The organism is Methylosinus sp. C49 (assembly GCF_009936375.1).
Taxonomy (GTDB): domain Bacteria; phylum Pseudomonadota; class Alphaproteobacteria; order Rhizobiales; family Beijerinckiaceae; genus Methylosinus.
In genome coordinates this window covers 2751544-2775141 of the sequence record NZ_AP022332.1, presented here as the reverse complement: position 1 = coordinate 2775141, position 23598 = coordinate 2751544, and the positions used below count along the sequence as shown (strand labels likewise).

General features: G+C 66.9%; 25 protein-coding genes and 1 riboswitch. Of the genes, 15 read left to right on the top strand and 10 right to left on the bottom strand.

The features are described from left to right. The first annotated feature begins 56 nt into the window (after nucleotides 1–56). The gene (locus tag GYH34_RS13140; RefSeq protein WP_161913969.1) at nucleotides 57–1508 is read left to right on the top strand and encodes an NAD-dependent succinate-semialdehyde dehydrogenase; all 1452 of its coding nucleotides are present in this window, start codon (nucleotides 57–59) and stop codon (nucleotides 1506–1508) included. Nucleotides 1509–1513: 5 nt separating this feature from the next. Here GYH34_RS13140 and GYH34_RS13135 read toward each other — a convergent pair whose 3' ends face one another. Then, nucleotides 1514–1945, bottom strand: a complete 432-nt coding sequence (locus tag GYH34_RS13135) for a cupin domain-containing protein (protein WP_142862707.1) — start codon at nucleotides 1943–1945, stop codon at nucleotides 1514–1516. A 150-nt stretch (nucleotides 1946–2095) separates the two neighbouring features. Continuing rightward, nucleotides 2096–2300, top strand: a riboswitch (cobalamin riboswitch). Nucleotides 2301–2410: 110 nt separating this feature from the next. On the opposite strand from GYH34_RS13135, the gene GYH34_RS13130 reads away from it, so the two are divergent. The 3 genes from GYH34_RS13130 (at nucleotide 2411) to GYH34_RS13120 (ending at nucleotide 5624) form a co-directional block, all read left to right on the top strand. Beyond that, nucleotides 2411–4435, top strand: a complete 2025-nt coding sequence (locus GYH34_RS13130) for a TonB-dependent receptor (RefSeq protein WP_161913968.1) — start codon at nucleotides 2411–2413, stop codon at nucleotides 4433–4435. A gap of 25 nt (nucleotides 4436–4460) precedes the next feature. Further along, entirely contained in the window at nucleotides 4461–5024 is a 564-nt protein-coding gene (locus tag GYH34_RS13125; RefSeq protein WP_161913967.1) for a hypothetical protein, read from the top strand. Between the two features lie 63 nt (nucleotides 5025–5087). Continuing rightward, nucleotides 5088–5624, top strand: coding sequence for a hypothetical protein (locus GYH34_RS13120; RefSeq protein ID WP_161913966.1), 537 nt, complete (start codon nucleotides 5088–5090; stop codon nucleotides 5622–5624). 69 nt (nucleotides 5625–5693) lie between these two features. On the opposite strand, the gene GYH34_RS13115 is transcribed toward GYH34_RS13120, so the two are convergent. The 9 genes from GYH34_RS13115 to GYH34_RS13075 all read right to left on the bottom strand — a co-directional run bounded on the left by GYH34_RS13115 (nucleotide 5694) and on the right by GYH34_RS13075 (nucleotide 12856). Then, the gene (locus tag GYH34_RS13115) at nucleotides 5694–6647 is read right to left on the bottom strand and encodes a hemolysin family protein (RefSeq protein ID WP_161913965.1); all 954 of its coding nucleotides are present in this window, start codon (nucleotides 6645–6647) and stop codon (nucleotides 5694–5696) included. Then, nucleotides 6640–7158 carry an rRNA maturation RNase YbeY gene (gene ybeY, locus GYH34_RS13110; protein WP_161913964.1) on the bottom strand — a complete coding sequence of 173 codons (519 nt, stop codon included), beginning with the start codon at nucleotides 7156–7158 and terminating at the stop codon, nucleotides 6640–6642. Before ybeY ends, GYH34_RS13115 begins: the two co-directional genes overlap by 8 nt. Continuing rightward, a complete protein-coding gene (locus tag GYH34_RS13105; protein ID WP_161913963.1) occupies nucleotides 7155–8201 on the bottom strand; it encodes a PhoH family protein in 1047 nt (348 codons plus the stop codon). Before GYH34_RS13105 ends, ybeY begins: the two co-directional genes overlap by 4 nt. Next, nucleotides 8198–9640, bottom strand: a complete 1443-nt coding sequence (gene miaB, locus GYH34_RS13100; RefSeq protein ID WP_161915013.1) for a tRNA (N6-isopentenyl adenosine(37)-C2)-methylthiotransferase MiaB — start codon at nucleotides 9638–9640, stop codon at nucleotides 8198–8200. Before miaB ends, GYH34_RS13105 begins: the two co-directional genes overlap by 4 nt. Nucleotides 9641–9652: 12 nt before the next feature. Continuing rightward, nucleotides 9653–10468, bottom strand: coding sequence for a lysophospholipid acyltransferase family protein (locus GYH34_RS13095; RefSeq protein WP_161913962.1), 816 nt, complete (start codon nucleotides 10466–10468; stop codon nucleotides 9653–9655). A 72-nt stretch (nucleotides 10469–10540) separates the two neighbouring features. Beyond that, entirely contained in the window at nucleotides 10541–11032 is a 492-nt protein-coding gene (locus GYH34_RS13090; protein WP_244635106.1) for a GNAT family N-acetyltransferase, read from the bottom strand. Between the two features lie 11 nt (nucleotides 11033–11043). After that, complete coding sequence (tsaB, locus tag GYH34_RS13085) at nucleotides 11044–11736, bottom strand: tRNA (adenosine(37)-N6)-threonylcarbamoyltransferase complex dimerization subunit type 1 TsaB (protein ID WP_161913960.1); 693 nt, start codon at nucleotides 11734–11736, stop codon at nucleotides 11044–11046. 46 nt (nucleotides 11737–11782) lie between these two features. Then, nucleotides 11783–12334, bottom strand: coding sequence for a NifU family protein (locus GYH34_RS13080; protein WP_161913959.1), 552 nt, complete (start codon nucleotides 12332–12334; stop codon nucleotides 11783–11785). 105 nt (nucleotides 12335–12439) lie between these two features. Further along, nucleotides 12440–12856, bottom strand: coding sequence for a hypothetical protein (locus GYH34_RS13075; protein WP_161913958.1), 417 nt, complete (start codon nucleotides 12854–12856; stop codon nucleotides 12440–12442). Nucleotides 12857–13224: 368 nt separating this feature from the next. On the opposite strand from GYH34_RS13075, the gene fixJ reads away from it, so the two are divergent. The 11 genes from fixJ to dxr all read left to right on the top strand — a co-directional run bounded on the left by fixJ (nucleotide 13225) and on the right by dxr (nucleotide 23560). Further along, nucleotides 13225–13872, top strand: a complete 648-nt coding sequence (fixJ, locus tag GYH34_RS13070; protein WP_051079663.1) for a response regulator FixJ — start codon at nucleotides 13225–13227, stop codon at nucleotides 13870–13872. Between the two features lie 325 nt (nucleotides 13873–14197). Further along, nucleotides 14198–15271: a polysaccharide biosynthesis/export family protein gene (locus tag GYH34_RS13065; RefSeq protein ID WP_244635104.1), complete on the top strand. Its 1074-nt coding sequence runs from the start codon at nucleotides 14198–14200 to the stop codon at nucleotides 15269–15271. A gap of 190 nt (nucleotides 15272–15461) precedes the next feature. Next, nucleotides 15462–16211 carry a CDP-alcohol phosphatidyltransferase family protein gene (locus GYH34_RS13060; RefSeq protein WP_244635102.1) on the top strand — a complete coding sequence of 250 codons (750 nt, stop codon included), beginning with the start codon at nucleotides 15462–15464 and terminating at the stop codon, nucleotides 16209–16211. Nucleotides 16212–16322: 111 nt separating this feature from the next. After that, nucleotides 16323–17363 carry a hopanoid-associated sugar epimerase gene (gene hpnA / locus GYH34_RS13055; protein ID WP_348983890.1) on the top strand — a complete coding sequence of 347 codons (1041 nt, stop codon included), beginning with the start codon at nucleotides 16323–16325 and terminating at the stop codon, nucleotides 17361–17363. 77 nt (nucleotides 17364–17440) lie between these two features. Then, a complete protein-coding gene (locus GYH34_RS13050; RefSeq protein WP_161913955.1) occupies nucleotides 17441–17779 on the top strand; it encodes a hypothetical protein in 339 nt (112 codons plus the stop codon). Continuing rightward, nucleotides 17776–19074: a glycosyltransferase gene (locus GYH34_RS13045; protein WP_161913954.1), complete on the top strand. Its 1299-nt coding sequence runs from the start codon at nucleotides 17776–17778 to the stop codon at nucleotides 19072–19074. The genes GYH34_RS13050 and GYH34_RS13045 overlap by 4 nt, the downstream gene beginning before the upstream one ends. Before the next feature lie 93 nt (nucleotides 19075–19167). Continuing rightward, nucleotides 19168–19896 carry a UMP kinase gene (pyrH, locus tag GYH34_RS13040; protein ID WP_161913953.1) on the top strand — a complete coding sequence of 243 codons (729 nt, stop codon included), beginning with the start codon at nucleotides 19168–19170 and terminating at the stop codon, nucleotides 19894–19896. A 131-nt stretch (nucleotides 19897–20027) separates the two neighbouring features. Then, on the top strand, nucleotides 20028–20588 hold the full coding sequence (frr, locus tag GYH34_RS13035; protein ID WP_161913952.1) for a ribosome recycling factor: 561 nt from the start codon (nucleotides 20028–20030) through the stop codon (nucleotides 20586–20588). A 71-nt stretch (nucleotides 20589–20659) separates the two neighbouring features. Beyond that, nucleotides 20660–21439, top strand: coding sequence for an isoprenyl transferase (locus GYH34_RS13030; protein WP_161913951.1), 780 nt, complete (start codon nucleotides 20660–20662; stop codon nucleotides 21437–21439). Then, entirely contained in the window at nucleotides 21436–22302 is an 867-nt protein-coding gene (locus tag GYH34_RS13025) for a CDP-archaeol synthase (RefSeq protein ID WP_161913950.1), read from the top strand. Before GYH34_RS13030 ends, GYH34_RS13025 begins: the two co-directional genes overlap by 4 nt. 10 nt (nucleotides 22303–22312) lie before the next feature. Then, nucleotides 22313–23560, top strand: a complete 1248-nt coding sequence (dxr, locus tag GYH34_RS13020; RefSeq protein ID WP_161913949.1) for a 1-deoxy-D-xylulose-5-phosphate reductoisomerase — start codon at nucleotides 22313–22315, stop codon at nucleotides 23558–23560. Nucleotides 23561–23598: the final 38 nt, after the last annotated feature.

Here is a 23598-nt window from a genome sequence, read left to right as displayed (position 1 = left end):
GGCCAAGGCGCCGTATTCGATGGCCCCTTTCGTATCGCGTCGGGAGCGCAGCCGAGATGACCAGAGAGCCCCGCCCGTTCCGCCACCAGGCCTTTATCGACGGCGCCTTTGTCAGCGCCGATAATGGCGCGACCTTCACCGTTCGCGATCCGGCCACGGGCGCGGTATTGGCCGAGGTCCCGGACATGGGCGCGGCCGAGACGCGCCGCGCGATCGAGGCGGCCGAGCGCGCGCTGCCCGGCTGGCGCGGCAAGCTCGCCAAGGAGCGCGCGCAAATATTGCGGCGCCTGCATGATCTGCTGCTCGCCGATCAGGAGCGCCTCGCGCAGATCATCACCGCGGAGCAGGGCAAGCCGATCGCCGAGGCGCGCGGCGAGATCGCCTATGCCGCGGCCTATTTCGATTGGTTCGCGGAGGAGGGGCGCCGCGTCTATGGCGATGTGATCCCGCAGCAGGCGCGCGAGAAGCGCATTCTCGTGTTCAAGCAGGCGATCGGCGTCACCGCCGCGATCACGCCCTGGAACTTCCCTTCCGCCATGATCGCGCGCAAGGCCGGCGCGGCGCTCGCCGCCGGCTGCACAATGGTGGTGAAGCCTGCCGAGCTGACGCCGCTCTCGGCCATAGCGCTCGCCGAGATCGCGCAGCGCGCCGGCGTGCCGGACGGCGTGCTCAATGTGGTGACGACCAATGATCCCGCCAGCGTCGGCGTGGAGCTGACCTCCAATCCGACCGTGCGCAAGATCAGCTTCACCGGCTCGACCGAGGTGGGGAAGATTCTTCTGCGCCAGGCGGCGGAGAATGTGCTGAAATGCTCGATGGAGCTCGGCGGCAACGCGCCTTTCATCGTCTTCGCCGACGCCGATCTCGATCTCGCGGTGAAGGGCGCGCTGGCGACCAAATATCGCAATAGCGGCCAGACCTGCGTCTGCGCCAATCGCTTTCTCGTGCAGAAGGATGTGGCGGAGGCCTTCGGCGCCAAGCTCGCCGAGGCGGTCTCGAAGCTGAAGGTCGGGCGCGGCGTCGAGCCCGGCGTCGTCATCGGCCCGCTGATCGAGGAGGCGGCTATCGAAAAGGTCGAGCGTCTCGTCGCCGACGCGCGCGCACACGGCGCCAAAGTGCTGACCGGTGGCGGACGCCATGAGCTCGGCGGCAATTTCTATGCGCCGACCGTGCTCTTCGACGCGCGGCCGGACATGCAAATCTTCGAGGAGGAGATCTTCGGCCCCGTCGCCGCGATCACCACCTTCGAGGATGAAGCGGAGGCGCTCCGCCTCGCCAATTCGACGCATTACGGCCTCGCCGCCTATTTCTACAGCCGCGACATAGCGCGCGTGTTCCGCGTTGCCGAGCAGCTCGAATTCGGCATGGTCGGCGTCAACGAATCGCTGATGTCGAGCGAGGCGGCGCCTTTCGGCGGCGTGAAGCAGTCGGGCATGGGACGCGAGGGCTCCAAATACGGCATAGAGAGCTATCTCGAGATCAAATATGTCTGTCTCGGCAATATGTGAGACGCTCAGCCCGCGCGGTTCGGCGTGCCCAGCACATGCACGTCGGGCGCGATCATCACATTGTCGAAACGCTGCGTGAACATCGGCGCCGCGAAGAAGGCGACGGCGCGCAGCGTTTCCTCGCCCGTGTTGACGAGATCATGCCGCAGCGGCGTCGGAATGACGAAGACGTCGCCCGGCCGCACATGATGGGTGACGCCGCCCTCGGCGCGCAACTCGCCGGAGCCGCCGAGGATATATTGCGTCTCCTCGGTGGCGTCCGTGTGCCAGCCGAGCCGTCCGCCGGGCTCGATCTCATAGACGATGGTCGAGGATTGCGTGGCGCCATGCTCGCCGCAGGAGGCGAAGGCGCCCGCCCAGCGCACGCTCGGATCGTCGACGCCGCCGACTTGGGCGCGCGGCAGGTCATTGGTGGCGACGAGGTGAATGGCGCTCATTTATCTTCTCCGAAATTCTAATCGAATTTTCCCTGGCGCGAGTTCCGGGCGCGAGTTCCGGGGGACGAGTCCTGTCGCCGCAATCCCAACGCGCCGCGCGAGGCTTCGTTCCGAACATGCCGACGGGCGCTTGACAGGGCGGCGCTGCGCGGCTCTATTGAAAGGGATGGTTCCCTCTCGAGGGATCAAAAGGGAATGCGGTGAGCGCCGGCGACGGCGCGAAGCCGCGGCTGCCCCCGCAACTGTGAGCGGCGAGCCGAGGATCATACGAGCCACTGGAGCAGACGCTCCGGGAAGGCGATCCGAAGGCGCTGACCCGCGAGCCAGGAGACCTGCCATCAGTCGTGGTCACGCGCGATAGCGTCGGGCGGGGTGCACCGAGGCGGCCGAGACTCTTTTCGCTTTGTGCGAGAGGGTCGCGACCTTTCGCAGTGACGGCCCACGTCTGCTGCGAGTCTTCCGGCAATGTCCTCCCTGTCTCATTGGGCCGCCCTCGCGGGCGCCGCTTCTCGTTTTGCGCTTTGTTCCGCCGTGCTTCTTCTTCCCGCTTCCGCCGCTGGGCAGGAGGCTCTGCCCACGGTCGAGATCGGCGCGGCGACCATCGTCTCCGCCGATCGCGTCGAAGAGCGCGTCGACAAATCCTCCTCCGCCGTCACCGTGATCCCGTCCGCGCAGATCGAGAAGCGCGGCGCGACCGGCCTCACCGAGGCGCTGCGCGGCGCGCCCGGCCTCGATCTCTATGAGACCGGCGGCCCCGGCGCGCAGACCTCCGTCTTTCTACGCGGCGCGACGCCCGGCCAGACGCTCGTGCTCGTCGATGGCGTGCGCATCGGCGATCCGTCCTCCACCGATGGCTCCGTCGATCTCGGCGGTCTCGTCGCCACCGACATAGAACGCATAGAGGTGCTGCGCGGCCCGCAATCGGCGCTCTATGGCTCCGACGCGATGGGCGGCGTCATTCACATCGTCACGCGCAAAGGCGAGGGGCGGCCGCGCGCGTCTCTCTCCCTGGAAGGCGGCTCCTATGGAACCGGACATTTGCGCGCGCGCGTCTCGGGAAGCGAGGACCGCTTGTGGTACGCATTCGCGATCGATGCGCTGACGATCGACGGTCATCCGCGCTATGGCTATCGCATCACGCGGCCGCTGACGATCGGCGACGGCAAGACGCCTCTGCCGCCTCTGCCGCCCAATGATCCGACCAGAAAAGGTGGCGCCAGCGCGCGCCTCGGCTATCGCGTGAATGAGGATATCGCGGTCGAGGCCGGCTTCTTCGGCTATGACAGCGCGATCCGCTTCGACAATCCTTATTCCTTTTCCGGCGTGGATGTGTTCGATCCGCAAAATCATCAGCATGCGACATTCGCGCAGGGCTTTGCGCGCATCGACGCCGACATGTTCGATCGCGCATTGCACAATCGCTTCACTCTGTTCGGCAATGTGACGAACCGAGACGTCTGGCAGGCGCGCTCCTGCTATGATGCGAGCTACGACTCCTACAATTGCCGCCGCGGCTATCGCGGCGCGCGGCGCGGCTTCGAATATCAGGGCGATCTTTCGCTCGACGGCTTCGGCCTTCTGACCTTCGGCGCGCGCAATGAGACGGAGTCCGTGCGCACGTCGCAGGACCCGGTTCCGCCGACCACATTCACGCCGATCGAAGCTGCGCAGACGACGCATTCAGGCTTCGCGCAGCACAAGCTCACCTTGCTCGAGCGCATCGATCTCTCCTATGGCGGCCGCATCGATGCGGTCGATCAAAATCGCACATTCGCGACTTGGCGCGCCACCGCCGCCTATCGCCTCGAGGAGACTGGAACGAAATTACGCGGCAGCGCCGGAACGGGCGCGCGCGTCGCCTCGCTCTATCAGCGCTTCAGCCAATATGGCGATCCGACGCTCGCGCCGGAGACGAGCGTCGGCTATGACGTCGGCGTCGATCAATCCTTGTTCGGCGAGCGTCTCTACGCATCGCTGTCGCTGTTCGAAAATCGCTTTCGCGACCTCATCGAATTCGGCCGCGCGCCGAGCTGCTCTGCGACACAGGCCTTCGGCTGCTATTACAATGTCGGCCGCGCGCGCACGAAAGGCGTCGAATTTTCCGGCGAGGCGATCGTCGTTCCCGGCGAATGGCGCTTGCGCACGAGCTACACGCATCTCGCCGCGGAAAATCTGACGACGCAGCGCAGCCTGTTCCGCCGGCCGCGCGACAAGGCGACGGGCTCCCTCATCTACACGGGAATCGCAGGGCTTGAGCTCGAGGCGCGCCTTACCTTCGTCGGGCCGAACCCCGATTACGACTATATTTTCTCGCAGCGCGTGATGCTCGCGCCTTACGCCAAGCTGGATCTCTTCGCCGATTACAAGATCGACGAGCGCATGTCGGTGTTCGCGCGGATCGAGAACGTCAATGACGCGCGCTATGAGGAAGTCCTCGACTACGGAACGGCGGGACGCTCCATCTATGGCGGCGTGAAGTTCAGCTGGTGACGAGGTTTCGAGGGAGAATGAACCGATGACGGATGCGACGCCGCAACGGCGCCTGGAGCCGGATGGAACGCCGGTCGATGTCTTCGCTCTGCCGACCGATGCGCAGAGCCTGGAGGCGCTGCTGCGCGATCTTTTTGAAAATCATTGGCGCGAGATCGTGTTCGGGCCGATCATTCAAGGCGCGGCCTTCGAGATTCATGTCGATCAGGCGCCGACGCATATTGGTCTCCTCGATGGCTATCTCACCATCGCTTTCGGGCAGACGCATTTCCATGTCTGCATCGGCGAGACGAAAGGACCGCGCAGCCGGCCGACATCGCCAGAGCTCGCGCAGCACAGGCGCACGGCGCGCGCGGAGTTGCATCGGCGCTTCTCGGGGACATGCGTTCCAATGTCCTGGAGCCTGCAATTGTTCAATGGCGCGGATGAGCAGCAGCTCGCCGTGCTCTTGCCCAATCCGTTTCTGCATCCAGAGACGGAGAAAATTCTGCGTGAGCCCGATTGGTCGCGGCTCGCATTGTGGGATGCGCTGCGGGCGCGCTGGCTCGGTCTCGTCGAGCCCGATCCGCTCGATCGGGCGGCGCATTGATCTTCGGCATTGATCTTCAGTAGAGCAGGGCGTCCGGCCCCGCTCATAAATAAGGAGCATCGCATGACAAGGCTTTCACTTCCCATCATCGATGAGCGCAATCTGCTGTGGAGCGGCGCGCTCATTCTCGTCGGCGCCTTCTTCTCGCTCGCCTTCGCTTGCGCGGCGCCGCTCGCGGGCTTCGCCGCCATTGCGGCGCTCACCAGCGCGCGGCGCAATGCGCTGGCGCTGACGGCGGCGATCTGGTTCGCCAATCAGCTCGTCGGCTTCACCATGCTGCATTATCCATTGGACTTCGAGACGCTCGCCTGGGGCGGCGCGCTCGGACTCATCGCGCTCCTGTGCTGCGAGACGGCGCGTTTCGCCGCGCGCATGTCGATCGGCGCCGGCGCGCCCTTCGCTGCGCTGGTCGCGAGCTTTCTCGTCTATGAGGGCGCGCTCTTCACGATCACCCGCGCCGTGGGCGGCGACGTCTCGCATTATGCGCTCGCCAGCGTCGCGCGCATTTTCGCCATCAACGCCAGCGCCTTCCTTGGCCTCTGGGCCGCGGCGCTGGTCTGCTCGACGATCGTCGCGTTGCGTCCTGCACGCCACGCCTGACGCGGGTCACAGACGCGGAGAATCGGAGCGCTATCCGATTTGATCGGATAGCGTTTTCGCAGGAGAATCCTATTTCGGGGCGTGCACCAGCAGCCGCGCGACGCGGCGCGGATCGGCTTCGACGATCTCGAACTCCCAGCCTTCCACCGGCGCGGGCACGATCTCGCCGCGCATCGGCACATGGCCGGCGAGCGAGGCGACGAGCCCGCCGAGCGTCGTCACCTCGGCGCCGTCGTCCTCCGGCGTGAAATCGACGCCGAGCCGCTGCGACACTTCGTCGAGATCGGCTTTCGCGTCGACCAGGAAAACGCCGTCGGACACGGTTTCTATGCGCGGCTCCTCGTCGACGTCGTGCTCGTCTTCTATGTCGCCGACGATCATCTCGACGATGTCCTCCATCGTGACGAGACCATGCGTGCCGCCATATTCGTCGATGACGAGCGCGAGATGCGTGCGCGTCGCCTGCATCTTCACCAGAAGATCGAGCGCCGGCATGGAGGGCGGCACATAGAGCACCGGCTTCAGCACGGTGACGGTGGAGAGCTCCGCGGAAAAATCGATCGCGGCGAGCGAGACGGTCGGCGCGTGCTCGCTCGGCGCCGGCGCTTCCACCGTCACGGGCTCGGCGCGCTCGGCGAGCGAGGCGAGATAATCGACGAAATCGCGAATATGGATCATGCCGCGCGGATCATCGAGCGTGTCGCCATAGACGGGCAGGCGGGAATGGCCGGCGTTGCGGAACAGCGCCAGCGTCTCCCCGAGCGTGGCGTCCTGCGCGACGGCGACGATATCGGCGCGCGGGATCATCGCGTCGGCGACGCGCAGATCATGCAGGGCCAGCACATTTTTCAGCAGCACGCGCTCATGCGGCGTCACATCGCCGGCGGCGCCTTCCAGCGCCTCCTCTATGTCCTCGCGCACCGAGGGCGAGCCGAGCCCGATGAGCGCCCGCAGCCGATCGACGATGCCGCTTCGCTGCTCGCGCCTCGTGGCCGCGTGCTCGCCATTATCCGTCCTAGACATCGCCGTTCGATTTTCCTTTGGATGAAGTCTCCGCCACGAGCTCGGAGCCTTCGTAAGGATCATTGAGGCCGAGCGCCGTCGCTATGCGTCGCTCCAGCGCCTCCATCTCTTCGGCCTCCCGTGGAGCTTGATGGTCGTAGCCGATCAGATGCAGAAATCCATGAATGAGCAAATGGGTGAGATGCGCGTCGAAGCTCTTGTCCTGCTCCGCCGCCTCGCGCGCGACGGTCTCATGCGCGATGACGATATCGCCGAGCGCCATGCGGCGCGCGAGCGGGCCGGGCGTCTCGAAGGAGAGAACATTGGTGGGCTTGTCCATGCCGCGCCATTGCGCGTTCAATTCGCGGATGGTGGCGTCATCGGTGAAGTTGACGCTCAGCTCGCAGCCCGGCGCGAGCGGCGCCGCCGTCTGGGCGACGCACTCGCGCACGGTACTCTGCGTCAGCTCGTCGAGCCCGGCCTGCTGATCCCAGCAGGGCGCGGTGACGATAATGTCGATCGCGACGCTCATGATTCTCGAGGCTTCGCCTTCTCCCGCGCGGCCGCTTCATAGGCGCCGACGATTTGCCGCACGAGGTCGTGGCGCACCACGTCGCCCTCGGCGAATTTCACCCTTCCGACGCCCTCTATGTTGGAGAGCAGCGCGATCGCCTCGCTCAGCCCGGATTTCTGGCCGGGGGGCAGATCGGTCTGCGACGGGTCGCCATTGATGATCATACGCGATCCGTCGCCGAGACGGGTGAGAAACATTTTCATCTGCATGGAAGTGGCGTTCTGCGCTTCGTCTAGCAAAACGCAGGCCTTGGTGAGCGTGCGCCCGCGCATGAAGGCGAGCGGCGCCACTTCGATCATGCCGGTTTGAATGCCGCGCTCCACCATGCGCGGGTCCATGAAATCATGGAGGCCGTCATAGATGGGCCGCAGATAGGGGTCGACCTTCTCGCGCATGTCGCCGGGCAGGAAGCCCAAGCGCTCGCCGGCCTCCACGGCCGGACGCGAGAGAATGATGCGCTCGACCGCGCCCTGCTCGAGCAGCGAGACGGCATGGCCGACCGCGAGCCAGGTCTTTCCCGTGCCGGCCGGCCCCTCGGCGAAGACCAGCTCATGGCGCTTCAACGCCCGCAGATAGAGATCCTGGGCGAGGTTGCGGGCCCGCACCGGACCGCGCCGGCGCGTCGAAATCTGCTCGAAGACGGCGCGGCTGGGCTCCGCCTCGGGAAAGAGGCTGCCCTGGCGGGCCGATTCCTGTATGGCGCCGTCCACGTCGCCCAATCCCACCTTCTGGCCGAGCTGCACGCGGCCGTAGAGAATTTCGAGCACGCGGCGGGCCTGCTCGCAGGCCTCGGCGCGGCCCTTCAGCGTGACATGATTGCCGTTGGCGAAGCAGGAGACGGCAAGGCGCCGCTCGATCTTGGCGAGATGCTGGTCGTAGAGGCCGAAAACCAGCGAGGCGTAACGATTATCCTCGAAGGCGAGCGTGATCTCCGCCTCCGGCTCGCCCGAACGCGGCGCGTCCGGCTGTTCGAAGACCCGTCTCTCGCGGTCGAGCGTCACAGGGCGGCCTCCCTCGCAGCTTCAAGGCTCGTTCGGCCGACGATGGCGCCGGCCAGCGAATTGGAGCCGGCGGCGACGATCGTCACCGGCAGCGTCTTTCCGATCAGCTCCAGGCCGCCCATCGCATGGACGGGCTGCATATAGGGGCTCTTGCCGGCGATCTGACCCTCGTGCCGGCCGGCCTTCTCGAACAAGACCTCCACTGTGCGGCCCACGGTGGCGGCGTTGAACGCCTGCCGCTGCTCCTCGACCAGCGCCTGGAGAATGGCGAGCCGCTCGGATTTGACGCTCTCGTCGATCTGATCCTCGCGCTCGGCGCCGGGCGTGCCGGGGCGCGGCGAATATTTGAACGAAAAAGTGGACGCGAATCCGACGGCGCGAATGAGTTCCAGCGTCGCCTCGAAATCCGCGTCGGTCTCGCCGGGAAAGCCGACGATGAAGTCGGAAGACAGCGCAATATCCGGCCGCGCCGCGCGCAGCCGCGCGACAATGTCAACATAAAAGCGCGCGTCATGGCGTCGGTTCATCGCCTTCAAAATGCGATCCGAGCCGGATTGCACCGGAAGGTGAACAAAGGGCGCCAGAGTCGGCAGCTCGGCATGGGCGTCGATCAGCTCCTGCGTCATATCGATCGGATGGCTCGTGGTGTAGCGCAGCCGCGTGACGCCTTCGATACGCTCCAGCCGCGCCAGCAGGCGGGGCAGGGAGCAGGGCGCGCCATTCTCGTCCAAGCCGCTATAGGCATTGACGTTCTGGCCGATGACGGTCAGCTCGCGCACGCCGGCCGCGGCCAGCGCCTTCGCCTCCTCGACGATCTCTTCTGGGCGGCGCGATATTTCGGCGCCGCGCGTGTAGGGCACCACGCAGAAGGAGCAGAATTTGTCGCATCCTTCCTGCGCCGTGACGAAGGCCGTGACGTCGCGCACACGCTTGCCTGCGGCCGCCGCGCGGCGCAGCGCCTCGAATTTGTCGGCGACGGCGAAATCCGTCTCTGCGACGCGCTCGCCGGCCTCGGCGCGGTTCAGGAGATCGGAGAGGCGGTGATAGCTCTGAGGCCCGACGACGAGATCGACCGCGCGCTGGCGGCGCAGCACCTCCTCGCCTTCCGCCTGGGCGACGCAGCCCGCGACGACGATTCGATAGTCCCGGCCTTCGGCTCTGCGCTCGCTCTTCACCCGAGCGAGGCGGCCGAGCTCGGAATAGACCTTTTCCGTCGCCTTCTCACGAATATGGCAGGTGTTCAGCACGACGAGATCGGCGTCGTCCTCGTCGGCGGCCTCCGCATAGCCGCGCGCCGCGAGCAGATCGGCCATGCGCGTCGCGTCATAGACGTTCATCTGACAGCCATATGATTTCACATAGGCTTTCGCGGTTCCCAGGGCTCCCGGCGCTTGCTCTAGGGATAAGGCGGGCGCGGGCTTCGATGCGGCGTCGGAAATCTCGGTTTCTCCTCAACGGGCGGCGGGGGCTCGCGTCGGGGCGATATTACTCTCGCTTTCCCGGCCCGCAACGTCCGTCGCCAGAAGTTCTCGCACGCGCGCCTCTGTGGCGGCGGCGAGAGCCTTGCGGTCGCCGGAGCCGGGGTCCACCGCCTCACCCCACAATATATGGCATTTTGCGCCGCCGCGCTTCATCAGACTCCATAAATGTGGGAGGAAAGTCATATCCCCGTACCAGCCGACGTCCAGCCGGCCGCCGGGCGCGCTTTTTCGCTCCGTGTAGAGAATGGCGGCCGGGGCGAGCGTAGGCGCGGCCGCATTGGTGGCGGCGAGTTCGGTCAGCATGGCGAAATGTGAGGCGTTGAATTTCAGCACGCCGGCGCCGTCGCTCGACGTGCCTTCCGCGAAGACGACGATATCGTCGCCCTGCCGCAGCCGCTCCGCCAGAGCCGCATTGACGATGGGGATCGCCCGTCGATTGCCGCGCTCGACGAAGACCGTGCCTTGCAGCCGCGCCAGAAAGCCCAGCACCGGCCAGGCGGAGACCTCGGACTTCGCCAGAAACACCAGCGGATAGCGGCTGGCGAGGGCGATGATGTCGGTCCAGGAGACATGATTGGCGACGACGAATCGCGGGCTCGTCCCCGTGAGTCGGCCCTGCTCGCGCACATCTATGCCGATGATGGCGCACATCACGCGGCAAAAGCCGGTCTGAATATTATGACGCAGCTCCCAGCGCCGTCTCCGCGCCAGCCACTGGACGGGGACGAAGAAGACGAAGGCCCCGGTCATCGCCAGGACGAAAGCGAGCGCGCGCAGATAAGGCATGGCCCTGTCTCTAACGCGCGAACGACAGTTTCGTGACAGTTGCGGTTCATCATTGGCCGATGGCGGCGCGCCTCACAGCTCGCAGCGCATCGTCAGCGCCGCCTGACGCTCGCCATTGGGCCGCTGATAGTAATTCTCGCGGCGACCGATCGTCTTGAAGCCCAGCTTCTCATAGACCTTCAGCGCCGCGGTATTGTCCTCGCCCACCTCGAGGAAGACGAGGCGCGCCCCGCCGCGCTCGAGATTGCCGAGATGCGCCGCGAGCAGCGCTCGTCCGAGTCCGGCGCCGCGGCGGGCCGGATCGACGGCGAAAGTCAGAATCTCGGCGTCCGGCGGCAGCAGGCGGGACAGCGCCATGCCGCCCATCTCGTCCTTGAGCAGCCGCTCGTTCATCGCGCCGTCGGCGAGCACGGTGCGGTCGGTCAAAAGGCTCTCGAAATCGATCTTCGACCAGGGGAAGGCGAAGGAGCCCGCGTGAATCTTGGCGCAATCATAGGCGTGATCGGCGCCGATGGGGCGGATCACATAATGCGGCTTGGGAAAGAAGGTCGAAAACAGGCTCATGACGCGGGAGCTCATGCGCCGGCCGGGGCGTCTTGCAGCGGTCGTTCCAGAGGCTTGGCGTCTGGAGCCTTCAAATAGAGAGGCCGAGCCGGGGCGGTCGCCGGATCGGCGACGAGGCCGAGCCGGGCGACAAAGGCGATATCGGGCGCTGGCGCACGGCTGGCGACCTCCGCCTCGAGGCCGGCGAGGCGGGCCTCCTCGGCCAGCAGCGGCGCGCCGGAGCCGATCAGCCGCAGCGGGCCGGAGCCGAGCGCGCGCAGCGCCTCATGAGCGCCGACGCGGCGTGGCGAGAGCAGGGTGCGGCCGTCCGGCCCATAGGCGGTCACATAGACCTGGCCATGGCGCGCGTCGATCGCCGCCGCCACCACGCCGTCGAAGGGGAGCAGAACATAAGGCGCAGCCAGCGCCGCCAGAGTGGAGACGCCGACGATGGGCGCCTTCACGGCGAGGGCGATAGCCTGTCCGGCCGCGAGTCCGATTCGGATGCCGGTGAAGGAGCCCGGCCCGACCGTGACCGCCACCCGTCCGATGGAGCCGAAGCCGCCGCCCGCCGCGGCGACCACGCGCTCGATGAGCGGCAGCAATTCCTCGGCGTGGCCGCGCTCCATCGGCGCCGTCTCGATGGCGAGTGGGTCGGCGGCGCCCAGATCGAGCACGCAGGCGGAAACGGCGGGAAGCGCCGTGTCGATGGCGAGGATTCTCATTGCCGGCAGATTATGACGGGTTTCGCTCGGCTTTCAAAGCCGCCTCTCAAACCTGCTGCACCGACGTGACCTGAGGCACGAAATGGCGCAGCATATTTTCTATGCCGTTCTTGAGCGTCGCCGTGGAGGAGGGGCAGCCGGAGCAGGAGCCTTTCATCGCCACATAGACGGTTCCGTCGCGAAAGCCGCGGAAAGTGATGTCGCCGCCGTCATTGGCGACCGCCGGACGCACGCGGGTCACGATCAGCTCCTTGATCTGCGCCACCGTCTCGGCGTCGGCGGGATCGAAGAATTCCGCCGGGGCGGCTTCGGCGCCCTCGACGACGATCGGCTGGCCGGAGCTGAAATGCTCCATGATCGTGCCGAGAATGGCCGGCTTCAGATGCGCCCATTCGGCGTCGGTCTTGGTGACGGAGACGAAATCCGGGCCGAACATCACCGCCTCGACGCCGTCGATGGAGAGCAACGCGCCCGCGAGCGGCGAGGCGGCGGCGGCCTCCGGCGTGCGGAACTCGCGCGCGCCCTCGGCGAGGACAGGGCGGCCGGGCAGGAACTTCAGCGTGGAGGGATTGGGCGTGGATTCGGTCTGAATGAACATTGGTCTTCTCCGCGGCGTCCGGTTCAAGGCCGGCGTGGCGATGTTTCGGAGCTAATGTAGCACGAAATTGGCCGCGCCGCAGCAATCGCCTCGACCTCGATCGCCTCAACCGCCGCGACGGCCGGCGCGGGCGTGGGCGCGCAAGATATCGAGCAGTGTGGCGGCATGGTCCGAGCGCCGCGCGCTCGCTTCGCCGATGGGCTCGAAATCGGCGAGATCGGGTACGAATTTGCTGGAGCCTTTGAACATCAGCAGGCCCGTCGCCGTGACCAGAATGTCGCCGCGCCGCAATGTCGGATCGTCGAGATGCGCGTCCTCGCGTTCCGCGTGAGCCTCCGCTATGCGATCGAGATCGGCGACGACGCGCGACGCGAAAGCGTCATAGCGCTCGCGCGCTTCGTTGATCTGCCGTCGCCATTGCGCGCGTGTGTCATCATCCGCGCGCGCGACCTCTTGCGCGCAGGCTCCATGGAGCGTCGCCGTCAGCAGGCATGCGTGGAAGAAGCCCCTCGTCGTCGCCATGGCGCGCCGAAAAACCGCGCTGCGCCGCGCTGCGTGAATAATGTTCGAACATGCGTTCGTGATTCGCACCTGCGCATTTCCCGAGTACGTGCATTCCCCAGTTTGTCAATCTCTCCAGCGCCCGAATAATGATTATAGCGCGGGTCACGCCGATCGAAAGTCGGCGCATGGGTCGAGCGCAGAGCTTTTCCGCGGTTGGTTATTCCGAGGTTCTTGATGATGATCTGTCCGCCGCCACGCGATGCGCAACGATGCGTCGCGTTTCCTGTGCCGGCGCGCCAATGCGCCGCCTTTTTCTCTCGAGACGAGCGATGCACATGGTCCAGATGCCGCTGACGGGCGCGCTCGTCGACGATACGTCTCGGCGGATGTGCTCCATTCCGCAGGAGAGGACGAGTCGAGACGCCACGATCCATATTGTCGACGACGACGACGCCGTCCGGGATTCCCTCAGCCTGCTGCTGTCCACGGACGGCTTTCGGGTCCGCGCCCATGAGAGCGCCAGCCATCTTCTGGCGTCGGTGGAGCCGGGCGACACCGGCTGTGTGGTGACGGATGCGCGCATGCCGGAGATGACCGGCATAGAGCTGCTGGAAGCGATGAAGGCGCGGCGATTGTCGCTGCCGGTCGTCGTCATCACCGCCTATGCCGATGTGTCGCTCGCCGTGCAGGCGATGAAGCAGGGCGCCTTCGACTTTCTGGAGAAGCCCTTCGACAATGAGGCGCTGATCGCCTGCGTGCGTCTCGCGCTCGCCTATGAGCGCGAGGAGCAGTTCCGCGCCGCGGAGACGCAGACCATAGAGGCGCGGCTGCAGACTCTCACCGCGCGCGAAAGCGAGGTCCTCGAGCGTCTGCTGCACGGCATGCCGAACAAGGTCATCGGCCGCGAGCTCGGCATCAGCGTGCGCACGGTGGAGGTCCATCGCGCCAATGTCATGCTGAAAATGAACGCAGGCAGCCTCTCCGAGCTGGTGCGCATGTCGCTCGCCGCCGAGCAGGCGCGCGGCAAGGGCTGACGCGCGGCCCGCTATCGCCGCGCGTGACGCGATCCTGCATCTTTCGGGGACGCTCCGACTCTCGGGGCGTCCTTTTTTTATTAACCATGGCCTGTAGCGAACTGGTCACAGCCGGGCGATAAACGGCGGATGCGGCGGGGAAGGCCTTGTCTTCGCCAAAGAGACAGGGTCATTTGGGCGCGCGGCGAAGCTCCGGGAGCGGCTCGGAGCATTGGTCGGGGGCGGCGTGGTTTTGAAGACGCTTCGTATTTTCGGTGTTTTGGCGGCTGCTTCGCTTTCCGGCTGCAGCCTGCTCCCGGGCAGCGGCCCTTCCGGCGATGCGGTGATGACCGCCGGCATGCCGAGCGAATCGCAGCCGGAGACGGCCTTTGCCCTCGTCGAGATCGACGGGCAGGTGGTGGCGGCGCTGGCCAAGCATGGCGCGCCCGGCCTGCGCGGCTCCTTCGGCGATTATCGTCCGCCGGCCTCGCAGCCGATCGGCGTCGGCGACACGCTGCAGATCACTCTTTGGGAGGCGGCCGCGGGCGGCCTCTTCTCCTCGCCGGCGATGGATCGAACCAGTCCGGGCTCACGCTCGGCGGCGATTCCCGATCAGACGGTGGGGCGTGACGGCTCGGTGACGGTTCCCTACGCCGGGCGCATACAGGTCGCCGGCCGCACCCAGCAGGAGGTGGAGGCGGTCATTATCGAGCGGCTGCGCGGCAAGGCGATCGAGCCGCAGGCGCTGGTCAATGTGTCGCGCAACATCAGCAATACGGCGACGGTGACGGGCGAGGTGACGCAGGGCGCGCGCGTGCCGCTGACGCTGCGCGGCGACCGTGTGATGGACGTCATCGCCCAGGCCGGCGGCTTCCGCTCGCCGGTGCACGAGACCTTCGTCAGCCTGACGCGCGGCGACCGCACCGCGCGGGCTCCGATCCAGGCGCTGCTGGCCAATCCGCGCGAGAATATTTTCGTGCGTCCGGGCGATGTGCTGACGGTGGAGCGCACGCCGCAGACTTTTACCGTCGCCGGCGCGACCGGGGCCAACGCCGTGGTGCCTTTCGACGCGCGGGGAATCACTCTGGAGGAGGCGATCGGCAAGGCCGGCGGCCTCGCGGACCAGCGCGCCGATCCGAGCGGCTTGTTCGTGCTGCGCTATGAGCAGACGGCGGTGATCGCGGATTATCCGACCGTTTCGCCGCTGCTGGCCTCGCAACGGCTGATCCCGGTCGCCTATCATCTCGACATGCGCAATCCGGCGTCCCTGTTCACGGCGCGTCGGTTCGCGATGCGGGACAAGGACATATTGTATGTGTCCAATGCGCCTGTGACCGAGATCGCCAAGGCGTTCCAGCTCGTCTCCATGCTGACGCAGCCGGCGATTCAGGGCGCCGCGGTCGGCGCTGCGGTGAAATGACCACTTACGCGCGAAGCCTTTATCGGGACGTCTGAAATTCGGTCGGAGGCTCGATAGCGATTGACGCGAGGGCCAGCCGCGGGCAAGCTGAAGGTCGGTATATTGCGGTGCAAAAGACGCGCGGCCCCCGGCGATACTGTCTCGCCACGGTCTGGGCTGCGAGGGCGGGCTTGGTTTTCGAGGGGGTTTCTTGGCGAACCGATTGAACACGAGCCTTTTGGCGATCGGCGAGCGGCGCGTGCTGCAGGCGCTGGCTCCGCGGCTCCCCGCCTGGACCACGCCGGATCATCTGACGGCGGCCGGGCTGGTCGGCGCGGCGATGACGGCGGCGGGCTTCGCGCTCAGCCATTGGTCGGCCGGTTTCCTCACACTGGTGGTGGCCGGCCTGTTCCTGAACTGGTTCGGCGATTCGCTCGACGGCACTCTGGCCCGCTACCGCGGGATCGAGCGTCCGCGCTACGGCTTCCTCCTCGATCATTCGAGCGATCTGATCGCGCAGAGCCTGATCGTGGTCGGCCTCGGCGTCTCACCCTATTTCACGCTTCCGTCGGCGCTTTTCGTGCTCTCGCTCTATCTGCTGATGAGCTCCTACACTTATTTGCGCGTGGCGACGGCGGGCGTGCATCGCCTGTCCTATGGCGGCATGGGGGCGACGGAGTTCCGCATTCTGGTCGCCGGCTGGAGCCTCTTCGCCTGCTGGCTCGGCCCGCAGGTGGTGGAGGCGCGGCTGTGGCGCTTCTCCGTCCTCGACGTGACCATCGGAACGATGTCGGCCATCGCCTTCGCGCTCTTCGTGCTGATGGTGCGTCAGGATCTGTCGCGGATGGACCGCGACGACCAGGAATCGGCGACCATCCACCGCCTGCCGACGCGCCGCTCCGCGGCCGAGCCGGCTGCGGCCGAGCCCGCGCGCGAGCTTCCCGGCGTCTCGGCCGGCTGACGCTTTGGCGGGACTTGCTTTTATGGGCGCACGCCCCAGATGCGCCGTGAGAGCGGCGCTTCCGGCGCCGCCACAACGGAGCTTGTCGACGTTTTGGCCATGACGAGCGACATGCGTGATATCGCCCTCGTCACCGGCGCGAGCGGTTTCATCGGAGGGGCGGTCGCAGCCCTGCTGCACCAGCAGGGCTTTCGCGTGCGCGCTTTCGTCCGGCCGACGAGCCCGCGCGCCAATCTCCGCCCGCAATATGAGATTTTCGAAGGCGATGTGACCGAGCGCGAGAGCCTGCGCGCTGCGCTCACAGGCGTGCGCTATCTCTTCCATGTCGCCGCCGACTATCGCCTCTGGGCGCCCGATCCCCGCGTCGTCATGCGCACCAATCTCGAGGGAACGCGCATCGTCATGGAGGAGGCGCTGCGCGCCGGCGTCGAGCGAATCGTCCATACCAGCAGCGTCGCGACGCTCGCGCCCGACGCCTCCGGCCTCTGCGACGAGACGCGCCGGCTCGCGGCCTGCGACCGGCTCGGCGCCTATAAGCGCAGCAAGCTCCTCTCGGAGCGGCTCGTCGAGGATATGGTCGAGCGGCTGCAGCTGCCGGCCATTATCGTCAATCCCTCTGCGCCGCTCGGCCCCGGAGACGTCCGCCCGACGCCGACCGGCCGCATCGTCCTCGAGGCGATGCGCGGCAATATGCCGGCCTATGTCGACACCGGCCTCGCCGTGGTTCATGTGGCGGATGTCGCGGCCGGCCATCTCGCCGCTCTGCGCCAGGGGCGCATCGGCGAGCGTTATATTCTCGGCGGCGAGAATGTCGAGCTCTCCGAGCTGCTCGCCGAGGTGGCGAGCCTCATCGGCGGGCGTCCGCCGCTCGTGCGCCTGCCGCGCTGGCCGCTGCTGCCGCTCGCTCACGCCAATGAGGCTTTGGCGCGGCTCACCGGCCGTGAGCCTTTCCTCAATGTCGAGAGCCTGCGCCTCTCGGCGACGACCATGTTCTTCGACGACTCCAAGGCGCGCCGCGAGCTCGGCTATCGCTCGCGTCCCTATCGCAATGCGCTCGCCGATGCGGTGGAATGGTTCGGCGCCCGCGCCGCGGAGACGCGGCGGGCTCCGCGCGACGCGCGCCGCACGCCGGGCGGAGCGCCCGGAGAATAGCGTCAGCGCTCTTGCGCATGGCCGCGCGACGAGGCAATTCTCCGCGCGTGGCTGGCTTTTCTCATGACGAGCGTCTGATGATCATCGATCGGCGTACGCCGGCGCGCGGCGCGGGACGGCGCCTGCTGTTCCTCATGCGTCTCGCCGCATCGGCGACGGCGTTCACGATTCCCGAGGCGGCTTACCCGCAGGCGGCTCCCGGCTTCAATCTCTGCGTGCAGCCGGGCTCGCCCCCTTGCGTCTTCATGCCCGGCCGGGCGGCGGAGGCCTGCGGGGCCGAGGTCGAGGCCTATATCGCCTCTGTCTTCCATTATCGCGAATGTCTCTCCAAGGAGAGCGAGCGCGCGATTCGCGAATCGAACGACATCATCGACCATTGGCGATGCCGCGAGCGCGGCGAACGATGCCGCCAATGAAACGGCCCGTGGTCTATGACGTCACGCGGCTCGTCACGCGCGCGCTCAATCCGACGCCCAATGGCATTGATCGGGTCGATTTCGCTCTGGCGCGGCATTTTCTCTCGGGCGAGGGCGGCGTCGCGCTGGCCGCGGCGGCGCTCGGGCCGCGGCTCGCCGCCGCCGAGGCCGGGCTGCGCACGCTCGACGACATAGAGACCTATTGGAACGAGCTTCGCGATTCCTCCACGGCCGACGGCTCCTCCACGGACGAGATGTACGAGCGCCTTGTCGCCTCGCTCGGCGCGACGCCGCAGGGGCCGCGGGCGCCGCGGGTGGCGCGTCGCGATTGGGCGATCGTTCGAGAGAATTGGCGCGCTATGCGGCGCTGGGCTCTGCGTCTCGGACGGCCGCCGTCGGAAGCGCCGGCGGCCGCCGTGTTCTTCAATGCGAGCCAGTTTCCCGTGCATAAGGAATGGCATTTGCGCTGGCTCGACGCGCGGCCCGACGTGAAGCCTGTCTTCTTCGTCTATGATCTCCTGCCGCTGGACGCGCCCGAGTTCTTCCGCCCGGCCGAGCGCGACAAGCATCGTCTGGTCATGGACAATATCGTGCGGCGGGCGGCGGGAGTCGTCGTCGCATCCGCTTCGGTCGCGCGCCGGTTCACGAACTATGCGACAGAGAAGGGCAGGGGCGATCTGCCGGTCTGCGTCGCCGGCCTTCCGGCGGCGCCCGCCTTCGAGCGCGCGGCGGTCGCCGATCCGCGGCTCGCCGACACGCCCTATTTCGTTTTCTGCAGCACGATCGAGCCGCGCAAAAATCACATGCTGATGCTCGACGTCTGGCGCGAGCTGGCCGAGCGCGAGGGCGTGCGCGCGCCGAAGCTCGTTCTCGTCGGCAAGCGCGGCTGGCACAATCAGAACGTGCTCCGCATGCTGGAGCGCTGCGCGGCCCTGCGCCCGCATGTGGTGGAGGCCTCCGGCCTGTCGACGCCGGCGATGCGGCGGCTGCTGGCCGGCGCTCGCGCCGCGCTCGCGCCCTCCTTCGCGGAAGGATTCGGGCTCCCCATCGCCGAGGCCGCGGCCTGCGGCGCCCCGATCATCGCCTCCGACATAGAGATTTTTCGCGAGATCGCCGACGACACGCTCGACTATATCGATCCGCTCGACGGCCTCGGCTGGCGCGACGCGATCCTCGACTATAGCGCCCCCGATTCTCCGCGCCGCGCCGCCGCCTTGCGTCGAATCACGGGGTTTCCGCGGCGCGACGCCGCTTCTTTTTTCGAGACGATCGACGAATTTCTCCGCGCTTTGTGAGCGCGCCCGTTTCCGCTGCGGCGCGCCTTGCCGGAGCGGCGGCGGTTTCCTATTAAGGTCGAACAAAGGCCCACCAGCGAAAGAGAGGCGTCGATGACGGACCCTTCGAGCCCGCCGAAATGGAAGCGGGTCGTCGTCAAGCTCTCGGGCGAGGCGCTGATGGGCGACGCCCCGCACGGGCTGCACGCCCCGACATTGGAGCGCATCGCCAAGGATCTCGCCGCTTCCGCCGCGCTCGGCGCGCAGATCGCGGTCGTCGTCGGCGGCGGCAATTTCTTTCGCGGCATTCAGGGCGCCGACAAGGGCATAGAGCGTGCTCGCGCCGATTCGATCGGCATGCTGGCGACGGTGATGAACGGGCTCGCGCTCGAGCAGGCGATAGAGGCGCAGGGCCGCCAGGCGCGCGCGCTCTCGGCCGTGCCCATGCCGTCGCTCTGCGAATCCTATTCGCGGCGGGCGGCGCTGCATCATCTCGACAAGGGCCGGGTCGTCATCGCCGCCGGCGGCACGGGCCTGCCCTTCTTCACCACCGACACGCCCGCCGTGGTGCGCGCCGCCGAGCTTTCGGCCGACGCCGTGCTGAAAGCCACTCAGGTCGATGGCGTCTACACCGCCGATCCCAAGCGCGATCCTTCCGCGCGCCGCTATGAGCAGCTGACCCATGACGAGGCCATCGCGAAAAGCCTCGCCGTGATGGACACTGCCGCCTTCGCTCTTGCCCGTGAGAACAAGATTCCCATAATCGTCTTCTCCATCGCCGAGGCGGGCGCGATCCGCGCGGTGCTGGAAGGAAGAGGGCGGGCCACCCATGTCGTTCCTTAGCGGACGGGCGCCCTCTGGATGCGGCGGCGATTTCCGCCTCGGCGGATTATGTTCTATGAGACGCTCCGACCCCTGAGCCGGCGCGGCCCGCTCGTTCGAACCGAAGACTTCACGAATAGGCAAAGTTTCCTATGGCTCAGACTTTCGATCTGCCCGAACTGAAACGCCGCATGCAGGGCGCGCTGGCGACCCTCAAGCACGAGCTCGGCGGGCTTCGCACCGGACGCGCCTCGGCGAGCCTGCTGGAGCCGATCCACGTCGAGGCCTATGGCCAGGCGACGCCGCTCAACCAGGTGGCGACGATCAGCGTGCCGGAATCGCGCATGCTGGCCGTGCAGGTGTGGGACAAGGGCCTCGTCGGCGCCGTCGACAAGGCGATTCGCGATTCCAATCTCGGGCTCTCGCCGACGGTCGAGGGGCAAGTGCTGCGCATTCGCACGCCGGAGCTCAACGAGCAGCGCCGCAAGGAGCTGGTGAAGGTCGCGCACAAATATGCCGAGGATGCGCGGGTCTCGGTGCGCCACGTTCGGCGCGACGGCATCGACATATTGAAGAAGCTGCTGAAGGATCACGCTCTTCCCGAGGACGACTCCAAGCGTCACGAGGCCGAGGTGCAGAAGGCGACCGACGAGTCGGTGCGCGAGATCGACGCCATGCTCGCGCAAAAAGAAAAAGAGATCATGCAAGTTTGATTTGCCTTTTCGATTTTCACGGGACGCCGGCCGATCCGGTCCGAGCTCTCGAGTAGGCGCGGAACAAAAAAATGGGAGATGGTGGGATATTGGAACTGGGAGCGCCGGCATTGGCGCCGAGATCCGCGCCGCGTCATGTCGCTTTGATCATGGACGGCAACGGTCGCTGGGCGGCCGCGCGAGGCCTGCCGCGATTCGAGGGTCATAGGCGTGGCGTCGACGCCCTGCGCAAGACCGTGCGCGCGGCGATCGAGCTCGGTGTGGATTTTCTGACGGTCTATTCCTTTTCTGTGGAAAATTGGTCCCGTCCGCCCGAGGAGGTGCAGAGCCTGCTCGCGCTGCTGCATCGATTCATCCGCAACGACCTCGCCGAGCTGCAGGGCAATAATGTCCGCGTGAAGGTCATCGGCGCGCGCGAGGATCTCGCGGCCGAGATCGCCGCGCTGTTGCGCGAGGCCGAGCAGACGACCGCCGCCAACACCGGCCTCACGCTCGTCGTCGCCTTCAATTATGGCGCGCGGCAGGAGATCGCCGCCGCGGCGCGCGCGCTCGCGGAGGAGGTCGCCGCCGGCCGGCTGCGACCGCAGGACATAGACGCCGAGGCGATCGCCCGACGTCTCGACACGGCCGATATTCCCGATCCAGACCTCATCATCCGCACCAGCGGCGAGCAGCGCCTGTCCAATTTCATGCTGTGGCAGGCCGCCTATGCGGAACTGCTGTTCGTGCCGGTTCATTGGCCGGACTTCGGCCGGGCGGATTTCGAGGCGGCGATCGACGAATATGCGCAGCGCGATCGGCGTTTCGGCGGCCTCGCGCCGGTCGACCGCAGAGCGAAGACCGCTTCATGAGCGAATCTTCCGAGCCACCCGCCGCCAAAGCCGGCGTGAGGGGCGGTCAATTCTCCGATCTCGGTCCGCGCATCGGCTCGGCTGCGGCGCTGATCGCGACCGCGGTGGTCGCGCTCTATGTCGGCGGCGACGCTTTCGCGCTGTTTTGGCTGCTCGCCGGCTTCGCCGTCTCCTGGGAGTGGCAGAGCATCGTCGGCGGCAAGATGGCGCTCGCGCGTTTCGCGCTCGGCGGCGCCTCTCTCGCCGGCGCGACGGCCTTCGCCGCCCATGGCGGCGGCCCGGCCGCGCTCGCCTCGCTCGTCTTCTTCTCGGCGATTCTCGCGATTCTCGCCGGGCCGGGATGCCGGCTGTGGGCGCCGGCGGGCCTGCTCTACGCCGGCTCGTTGATCGTCTCCACCAATGTGCTGCGCCATTCGCCCGATTTTGGCGCGCTCTCCATCGCCTGGCTGTTCGCCGTGGTCTGGGGCACGGATGTGATGGCCTATTTCGGCGGCCGCCTGATCGGCGGGCCGAAGCTGTGGCCGCGCGTGTCGCCCGGCAAGACCTGGTCGGGAACGCTGGTCGGCGTCGCCAGCGGCGCGCTGGCGGGCGTCGGCGTCGTCTATCTCAGCCGCTGGAGCGCGGCGGCGACCCTGCCGCTGTTTTTCGTCGGCATTGTCGCGGCGGCGCTGGCGCAGGCGGGGGATCTCTTCGAATCCTGGATCAAGCGCCGTTTCGGAGTGAAAGATTCGAGCCGGCTCATCCCCGGTCACGGCGGCGTGATGGATCGGGTCGACGGCTTCATCTTCGCCAGCGCCTTCGCGGCCATGCTCGGCGGTTTGCGCGGTCAGGAGTCCCTGGCCGCCGGCATTTTCATCTGGTAGGCGGCGTCACATGGCGAAAGGGACAGGATCGGAGCAGAGTGGGGTGGAGCCGCGTCGCGGCCGTTCGCCGAAGCGCATCGCGCTGCTCGGCGCGACGGGATCGATCGGGCGCTCCACTGTCGATCTGCTGCTGCGCAACCCGGAAGCCTATTCCGTCTCGGCCATCGCCGGCGGGCGCGACCACGCCGCTCTGGCGCGGACGGCGCTGGCGGTGAAGGCCGAATTCGTCGCCATTCGCGACGAGGATGGCTATGCGGCGCTGAAGGAGGCGCTCTCCGGCACCAATATTCAGGTCGCCGCCGGACGCGAGGCCGTGATCGAGGCCGCGACGCGCGAGGCCGATCTCGTCGTATCGGCGATCGTCGGCGCGGCCGGGGTCGAGCCGACTCATGCGGCGCTCACGCTCGGCCGCGTCGTCGCCCTCGCCAATAAGGAATGCCTCGTCTGCGCCGGCGGGCCCTTCATGCGCACGGCGCAGCAGAAAAAGGCGCGGCTGCTGCCCATCGACAGCGAGCATAACGCCATTTTCCAGGCGCTCGGCGGCGAGGACGTCTCGCGCATCGAGAAAATGACCATCACCGCCTCCGGCGGCCCGTTCCGCACCTGGACGAGGGAGGCGATCGAGGCCGCCACGGTGGAGCAGGCGCTCAACCATCCCAATTGGGCGATGGGGCCGAAGAACACGATCGATTCGGCGAGCCTGATGAACAAGGGCCTCGAGCTGATCGAGGCGCATCATATTTTCGCCGTGCCGGCGGCAAAGCTCGACGTCATCGTGCATCCGCAATCCATCGTGCATGGGCTCGTCAGCTTTTCAGACGGGTCGGTCACGGCCGGGCTGGCCCGCCCGGACATGCGCGTGCCGATCGCCCATTGTCTCGCCTATCCCGAGCGAATCGAGACGCCGGCGCCGCGGCTCGATCTCGTCGCGCTCGGCGCGCTGACTTTCGAGAAGCCCGATCTCGACCGTTTTCCGGCGCTCGGCCTCGCGCTCGACGCGCTGCGCGAGGGGGGCGCCTTGCCCACGGTTCTCAATGCCGCCAATGAGATCGCGGTCGAGGCTTTCCTTTCCGGCCGCATCGGCTTCAACGGAATCGCCCGCGAGGTCGAGAAGGCGCTGGAGGCCGCGATCAAGGACGGCACGGCGCGTGAGCCGGCCACCGTTGAGGACGCCCTCGATATTGACCATATTGTGAGAGAAAGATCGCGCGGCGCCTTGGCGATGAACCAGGCTTCGGGCATGTTAACGCTTCAGTAACCAAGAGGGCGAGGCCGCGTGGCGGACTCTTGGTGAGT

Bases quoted from the DNA above. Each gene is read 5' to 3' on its own strand.
- GYH34_RS13140 (WP_161913969.1), top strand. From the start codon at position 57: ATGACCAGAGAGCCCCGCCCGTTCCGCCACCAGGCCTTTATCGACGGC.
- GYH34_RS13135 (WP_142862707.1), bottom strand. From the start codon at position 1,945: ATGAGCGCCATTCACCTCGTCGCCACCAATGACCTGCCGCGCGCCCAA.
- GYH34_RS13130 (WP_161913968.1), top strand. From the start codon at position 2,411: ATGTCCTCCCTGTCTCATTGGGCCGCCCTCGCGGGCGCCGCTTCTCGT.
- GYH34_RS13125 (WP_161913967.1), top strand. From the start codon at position 4,461: ATGACGGATGCGACGCCGCAACGGCGCCTGGAGCCGGATGGAACGCCG.
- GYH34_RS13120 (WP_161913966.1), top strand. From the start codon at position 5,088: ATGACAAGGCTTTCACTTCCCATCATCGATGAGCGCAATCTGCTGTGG.
- GYH34_RS13115 (WP_161913965.1), bottom strand. From the start codon at position 6,647: ATGTCTAGGACGGATAATGGCGAGCACGCGGCCACGAGGCGCGAGCAG.
- ybeY (WP_161913964.1), bottom strand. From the start codon at position 7,158: ATGAGCGTCGCGATCGACATTATCGTCACCGCGCCCTGCTGGGATCAG.
- GYH34_RS13095 (WP_161913962.1), bottom strand. From the start codon at position 10,468: ATGCCTTATCTGCGCGCGCTCGCTTTCGTCCTGGCGATGACCGGGGCC.
- GYH34_RS13090 (WP_244635106.1), bottom strand. From the start codon at position 11,032: ATGAGCCTGTTTTCGACCTTCTTTCCCAAGCCGCATTATGTGATCCGC.
- tsaB (WP_161913960.1), bottom strand. From the start codon at position 11,736: ATGAGAATCCTCGCCATCGACACGGCGCTTCCCGCCGTTTCCGCCTGC.
- GYH34_RS13080 (WP_161913959.1), bottom strand. From the start codon at position 12,334: ATGTTCATTCAGACCGAATCCACGCCCAATCCCTCCACGCTGAAGTTC.
- GYH34_RS13075 (WP_161913958.1), bottom strand. From the start codon at position 12,856: ATGGCGACGACGAGGGGCTTCTTCCACGCATGCCTGCTGACGGCGACG.
- fixJ (WP_051079663.1), top strand. From the start codon at position 13,225: ATGTGCTCCATTCCGCAGGAGAGGACGAGTCGAGACGCCACGATCCAT.
- GYH34_RS13065 (WP_244635104.1), top strand. From the start codon at position 14,198: ATGACCGCCGGCATGCCGAGCGAATCGCAGCCGGAGACGGCCTTTGCC.
- hpnA (WP_348983890.1), top strand. From the start codon at position 16,323: ATGCGTGATATCGCCCTCGTCACCGGCGCGAGCGGTTTCATCGGAGGG.
- GYH34_RS13050 (WP_161913955.1), top strand. From the start codon at position 17,441: ATGATCATCGATCGGCGTACGCCGGCGCGCGGCGCGGGACGGCGCCTG.
- GYH34_RS13045 (WP_161913954.1), top strand. From the start codon at position 17,776: ATGAAACGGCCCGTGGTCTATGACGTCACGCGGCTCGTCACGCGCGCG.
- pyrH (WP_161913953.1), top strand. From the start codon at position 19,168: ATGACGGACCCTTCGAGCCCGCCGAAATGGAAGCGGGTCGTCGTCAAG.
- frr (WP_161913952.1), top strand. From the start codon at position 20,028: ATGGCTCAGACTTTCGATCTGCCCGAACTGAAACGCCGCATGCAGGGC.
- GYH34_RS13030 (WP_161913951.1), top strand. From the start codon at position 20,660: ATGGGAGATGGTGGGATATTGGAACTGGGAGCGCCGGCATTGGCGCCG.
- GYH34_RS13025 (WP_161913950.1), top strand. From the start codon at position 21,436: ATGAGCGAATCTTCCGAGCCACCCGCCGCCAAAGCCGGCGTGAGGGGC.
- dxr (WP_161913949.1), top strand. From the start codon at position 22,313: ATGGCGAAAGGGACAGGATCGGAGCAGAGTGGGGTGGAGCCGCGTCGC.